This window comes from Streptomyces sp. NPDC002265, from assembly GCF_040296125.1.
GTDB lineage: Bacteria > Actinomycetota > Actinomycetes > Streptomycetales > Streptomycetaceae > Streptomyces.
Map to the genome: position 1 here is coordinate 1 of NZ_JBEOWS010000477.1, position 5,950 is coordinate 5,950.

At 69.4% G+C, this 5,950-nt stretch carries 3 protein-coding genes and 2 pseudogenes; 2 read left to right on the forward strand and 3 right to left on the reverse strand.

The annotated features are described in order from the left end of the window. Nucleotides 1–400, reverse strand: a 400-nt coding sequence (locus ABT085_RS42920; protein WP_351621602.1) for a transposase family protein, incomplete at its 3' end; no start/stop codon positions are given. A 390-nt stretch (nt 401–790) separates the two neighbouring features. Further along, nucleotides 791–905: pseudogene (locus ABT085_RS46905) on the reverse strand (IS630 family transposase); the annotation flags it as partial. Between the two features lie 763 nt (nt 906–1,668). On the opposite strand from ABT085_RS46905, the pseudogene ABT085_RS42925 reads away from it, so the two are divergent. Beyond that, nucleotides 1,669–2,504: pseudogene (locus ABT085_RS42925) on the forward strand (IS5 family transposase). A 166-nt stretch (nt 2,505–2,670) separates the two neighbouring features. Here ABT085_RS42925 and ABT085_RS42930 read toward each other — a convergent pair. Continuing rightward, the gene (locus tag ABT085_RS42930; RefSeq protein WP_351621605.1) at nt 2,671–4,047 is read right to left on the reverse strand and encodes an IS1380 family transposase; all 1,377 of its coding nucleotides are present in this window, start codon (nt 4,045–4,047) and stop codon (nt 2,671–2,673) included. A gap of 244 nt (nt 4,048–4,291) precedes the next feature. On the opposite strand from ABT085_RS42930, the gene ABT085_RS42935 reads away from it, so the two are divergent. Then, the gene (locus ABT085_RS42935) at nt 4,292–5,698 is read left to right on the forward strand and encodes an IS1380 family transposase (protein WP_351621600.1); all 1,407 of its coding nucleotides are present in this window, start codon (nt 4,292–4,294) and stop codon (nt 5,696–5,698) included. Nucleotides 5,699–5,950 lie beyond the last annotated feature (252 nt).

Here is a 5,950-nt window from a genome sequence, read left to right on the forward strand (position 1 = left end):
TGATGATCTGCACGTTCATGCCGTGCTTGTTATGTTTCCCAGAGTAGAAGGGCCGGTCGGCCGCGATTCGGTCGATCGGCAGCAGCGTGCCGTCCAGGATCACGAATGCCTTGGTGGAAGCGGTGCAGGCCGCGGTCCGCAGGTCGGGAGCCAGCGCGGCGAGGACTTCGACGGCCTCGGCCACGTACCGGTACACCGTCGCGATCCCGACTTCGAAGCCGGCGGCAAGGCGGGCGTAGGTGTCACCGCAGCGAAGATGCGCCAGGACCAGCAGCGCCTGGCGCCCTGCGGACAGACGACGCCACCGGGTGCCCTGCTCTCGATGCCGCGTGCTCAGCCGGCGGGCGAGAAATCGCAGGGACGAGGTGGACAGATCGATCCCCGATGGGTAGACAAGCACGCGGAAGCTCCTGGCTGGACAGTTGATCTCGACAATCACCCGTCTACCAGGAGCTTCTCAACGTCTCCGCACTGCCCCTCACCCCAACTCCCGCCACACGAAGCCAGGTTGGAAACAGCTCACTCTCGGCGAAGAGGGTTTCCCGGCCGCCGGCCGGCTGCCGAAGCCGTTCGATGCCGAAGCCGTCGTTCCTGCCGGTGCCGGCGGGTGGACCTGCCCGGCGGCGGGCCGCTGACGGTGAACTGCTGTGCACGCTCGGCGCGCTGCGGGCGGACCGGAAAGGTGCGGCCGTCGGCGGCCGGGTGCCGGGCGGGCGGCAGCCCGCGCCGGGCAGGGACGCCGGGCAGGGCCTGGGCGTCGTCGTCGGCGGCCTGAGGCGGTGCCCGGCTCCCGCTCGGCGATGAGCCCGGCCATGGTGTGCGGGACGTGGGTGTTCAGGCGGTCCCGGACGGGCACGGCCGGCGCTTTCACGAGCTGGTGGGGCGACGTCGATGAGCGCGATGCGCGCACAGGTCTGCACAGGATCACGGGCAAAGGCCGGGTGCCGCTCCTCGGGGGCCGGCTGACGGCCGGCGGACCCCGGGCCGGGACGCGTTGTCCCGGGGTGGGCGGAGCCCGGCGGGGAGCGCCGCCGCAGGCGCCCTTGACCGCTGGGAGCAGTCCGCAGACTTGCCTGCCGGGCGGTCCCGCCCCCGGCTTCCTGCGGTTCGGCCGGGGCTTTCGGATCTTTGTATGCGAGCCTGTACCGGCCTGTGCACGTGGGCCGGTATCCCGGCACCGGTCCGGTCGGTGGCCCTTGCGTTCCTGTCTCCACCGGGTTTTGGTCCTGCGGTCGACGCCCGCCTCGCGGCCTGCGCACACGCGGCCGAGGTGCTCGTTTCCTGCGCCGTGAGCCGACGGTGTTGATCACGCCTTTCGGCGAGTGGGGCAGGTCCGGGCCTCCTGGGCTTTTGGCGCGGTGCGGGGCGTCGCGGTATCCCTCGGGGCAGGTGTGGCAACGGCCTGCACAACCCGGGTGTTCTTCCGGGTCCGCAGAAGCCGTTCACCGCCGGCCGGTGTTCTGCGGGAGGGCCCCGTCCTTTGTGCGGCCCCCGGGGTGTCGGCGGGCATGCGGTTTTTCGAGGATCTTCATGATCGGTGTCACGCAATTGCCCGCCTGGGCCGGGGCCGTGACGGGCCGTCCGGCGGCCGGGTGTGCGGCCGGTCCGGTCAGGCAGTGTCCCGTGGATCAGATGATCGTTTGATCCGACGCGGAGTCCAGGGGTGGGTTGAGCGATGAGGGCTGGGAACGGATCCGGCGACTGCTGCCGCCGGATCCGTCGCGGTGGTCGATGGCGGGACCATCGGGTGATCATCGACGTGGTGGCATGGAAGTACCGGGGCAACAACGCATGGTGGGACCTGTCTGAGCGGTTCGGTCCCTGGCAGACGGTTTTCAACCGCTTCCGGCGTTGGGCGAAGGACGGCACCCGGTAGCGGATCCTGACCGAACTCCAGGCCCAGGCCGATGCAGCCGGAGACATCGACTGGCTGGTCAGTGTGGACTCCACCACCGTGCGCGCTCATCAGCACGCTGCCGGCGCCCGTAAAAGGGGGCTCCAGCAGGAGAACCGGATGATCACGCTCTCGGGCGATCCCGCGGCGGGCTGACCACAAAAGTCCACCTGGCAGCCGACGGCCGGTGCCGTCCGTTGTCAGTGCTGGTCGCGGCCGGGCACCGCCACGACTCTCTCTACTTCGAGGCCGTCATGGCCAGCATTCGCGTGCCGAGGATCGGGAACGGCAGGCCCAGGACGAGACCGGCCAGCGTGAGCGCGGATCGCGCGTACTCCTCCCGTGCGATCCGCTCCTATTTGCGCCGTCGCGGCATCACGACGGTGATCCCGGAACCTGCCGACCAGATCGCCAACCGCAAGCGGCGCGGCTCACGCGGCGGCCGCCCGCCCAGCTTTGACCGCCAGGCGTACAAGCACCGCAACACTGTCGAGTGATGCATCAACCGGCTCAAGCAGTGGCGCGGTATCGCCATGCGCACCGACAAGTTCGCCGTGCACTACCTCGCAGCACTTAGGTCGCAGCAATCTTCCTCTGGGTCCGAAGCTGACGCTAACCTCGATTTTTCGTGACGGCCCGACGGTTTCTTCGGCGGTCCGTTTCGGTCGTTCGGGCTGGTGGCGGCCAGGCTGATGGTCCGGCTGTCGCGTCGGATGGGCGCCGGGTTCCACGGCTCCGTTCGGGTGGTGCTGCTCGCAGGGACGGGAATGTACTGGTCAGCCGGGGTTCGGGATAGCTTCGAGCCGTGCCAGGGCGTCGGTGATCACGCCGGTCCAGGGCCAGTGGCGTGCGAACCGTAGACGCCGGCGGCGGGCGGTGGTGACGATCTGGGCGGCGGCGGAGAAGAGGCGGAGCCGGAGGCGGCGGGGCTCCCACCTGCGGGTTTCGCTGGTCAGTGCAAGCATGGGCATCCATGCGAGGAGGTCGAGGGCGATCTGGACGATCTCCAGCCAGATCTGGTTCTGCGCGGTGTCGTGCAGGGGCAGGTTGCGCAGGCCGGTGGCGCGGGCGGCACGGATGCGGTCCTCGGCCCTCGCGCGTCGGCGGTGTCGCAGTTCGAGCGCGGCGATCGGAACGTCCACCGAGTTGGTGGCGAAGCAGGTGAGCCGCAGGCCGTCGGCGTCGGTGATTCGCAACTGGGCACCGGGGTGGGGCCGTTCCTTCCGCATGATCAGCCGCATCCCTTCAGGCCAGCCGGTCAGCACGTCACCGGCGATCTCGGCGACCCAGGCGCCGTCACGGATGTCTCCGCTGGGTTCGACGGCAGGCGTCCAGGCCGATACCGGTGCCTTGAGTACGGCTTGGTGGATGGCGTCGGTGATGGTCATGCCGACGGAGTACGACAGCCACCGCCTGCGCTGGGCCAGCCAGCCCACGAACTCATGAGTGCCCCCGCCGGAATCGGTGCGGATCAGCGTCCGCCTGCCGCGCCGGTAAGCCTTCGGCAGTTGAGCCAGGGCCAGTTGGGCGGTGATGATGTGGTCGGCGGCTGTGTTGCTGCCTGCGTTTCCAGCTCGCAGCACCGCGGCCACCGGCTCACCGGACCCACCGGTGCCGTGGTCGACGAATCCCATCAGCGGGTGATGCCCGAAGGTCTTCTTCCAGGTGGCGGCCGCGTCCTGCTTGTCGGAGTGGGAGATCACCAGGACACCGTCCAGGTCCACGGTCACCTGCCCGCCGGCGTCCGGAGCCGTGTCGCCGGCCAGTTTCCAGACGTGTTCGCGGGTGTGAGCGCGGGCCTGGCGAATCGCGGTCAGCACACGGTTCCCGCCAGCGGCGAGGGTGTCGACGAGCCGGGAGACCGTCGGGTCGGAGGCCACCGGCCCGAACATGCCGGGCTCGGCCCGCAGCATGGCGACATCGGCGAGACAGTCACCGCCGAGCGCGACCGCGAGCGCCACGTCCAACAGGACTTTGCCCGGATCGTGTACCGCGCGGGACTTCCGCCAGGGTGTCAGTGCCGTCGATATCGCCTGATCCAGGCCGGACTTGCGGACCGTCTCCACCAGCAGCACGGCCCCGGCCTGCGAGACCACCCCACGACCGCCGCCCTCAGCGCGGACACGCGGGTACGACCCGATACGCTTCTTCACCTGGAGTGCCTCCGGCAGGAGCGGGAACAAGGGCCTAGACAATCCTTATTCTCGCTGGTCAGAGGCACTTTCTGCTGTCTTGGTCACCTACTGGACAGCCCGCGTCGTGAAAGCGCGAGGCTAGCCTCGCCGTTTCACTTGGGGACGGCTGGCTTGGGGGCGGAAACGCGAAAGTGCCTTCCTGACCTGGAACGATGAACCTTGCTGAGGGGTTCTGTCGGTCCAGGCGGAAGGCACTTTCTACGTGCAGGCTATCGGGTTGCGTCCCAAGGTCCATGTCAGTGCCGATGGTTCGGGGGTGGTCGGACATGCCGGGGCGCGGTTGCTGACGGATCTCGCCGATGCCACCGGGCTGACCGCCGCGTACTCTGCCGCGCTCAGGTCGCTTCGGCCGCGCGGGACCGGGCATGATCCGGGCCGGGTCGCCACCGATCTCGCGGTGATGCTCGCCGACGGTGGTGAGGCGATCGCGGATCTGGCCGTGCTGCGGGACCAGGCAGGGGTGTTCGGCCCGGTCGCCTCCACGCCCACGGCTTGGCGGTTGCTCGCCGACACCGACGAGGCCGCACTCGCTTCGCTGCGAGCGGCTCGCGCTTCAGCCCGGGAAGTCGCCTGGATGCAGGCCGCCGAGACCGGCGAGGGCATACCCGCTGCCCGGGCCGGCGGACAAGAACTTCCCGGCCTGGTCCTGGACCTCGACGCCACGCTGGTCACCTGCCACTCCGAGAAAGAGCAGGCCGCACCGACCTACAAGGGCGGCTTCGGCTTCCACCCGCTGCTGTGTTTCCTCGCGAACACCGGCGAGGCCGTGTCGGGGCGGCTGCGGCCCGGCAACTCCGGAGCCAACACCGCCGCCGATCACATCGTCGTGCTCGACCAGGCGCTCGCGCAGATCCCCGACGCTCACCGGCACGGCACCGACATCCTCATCCGCGCCGACAGCGCCGGATCCGCGAAGGCCTTCCTCATCCACATCCGCGACCTGCGGCAACAAGGAATCCGTACCTTTTTCTCCGTCGGATACGCCATCACCGAGCCCGTCCGCCGCGCGGTCCGCTCGATGCCCGACCGCCTCTGGCATCCCGCCCTCGAGCAGGACGGCACCCTGCGTGACGGCGCCGAGGTCGCCGAGCTGACCGGCATGGTCGACCTGGACGGCTACCCGGCCGGCACCCGCATCATCGTGCGCCGCGAGCGGCCGCACCCCGGAGCCCAGCTGTCCCTGTTCGACCAGGACGAGGGCCTGCGCCATCAGGTGTTCCTCACCGACACCCCGTACTGCGCTGGTGGCTCCGCCCAGTTCCTGGAGGTCCGCCACCGCGGGCATGCCACCGTCGAGGACCACATCCGGTGCGGCAAGACCACCGGCTTCGGCCGCTTCCCCTCCCGCCACTTCGGCGTCAACGCCGTCTGGCTCGAACTCAGCCTCGCGGCGATCGACCTGCTGGCCTGGACGCGCGTCCTGCTGCTGGACGGGGAACTGGCCACTGCCGAGCCGAAGAAGCTCCGCTACCGGCTGCTGCACGTCGCCGCCCGCCTCACCCGCGGCGGCCGACGCCTGCGCTTGCGGATATCGGCGACCTGGCCATGGAGAAACGAACTGGTTGCGGCCTTCCACCGTCTCGCCGCACTGCCCCGTCCCGCCAGCTGACCAGCAACCACCCTGCCCGCCCACGACCCGAAGGACTCCGGAGAACCCGACCACCGCGCCGGGATTCCGCCATGTCCGAGCACCGAAATCGTGTCGGTCACCCGGCAGTTGTCCCTCAGCGACGCCTCATCGCCCCAACCGAAACGGCGAGGCTAGTGCTAAGACGCCGTTTCTTTTGGCTTGATCGTTCGTTGAACCGTGCATGACGGATCTGGTCGCGCGTTTGGTGCCCGATGAGTTGTGGGTGTTGTT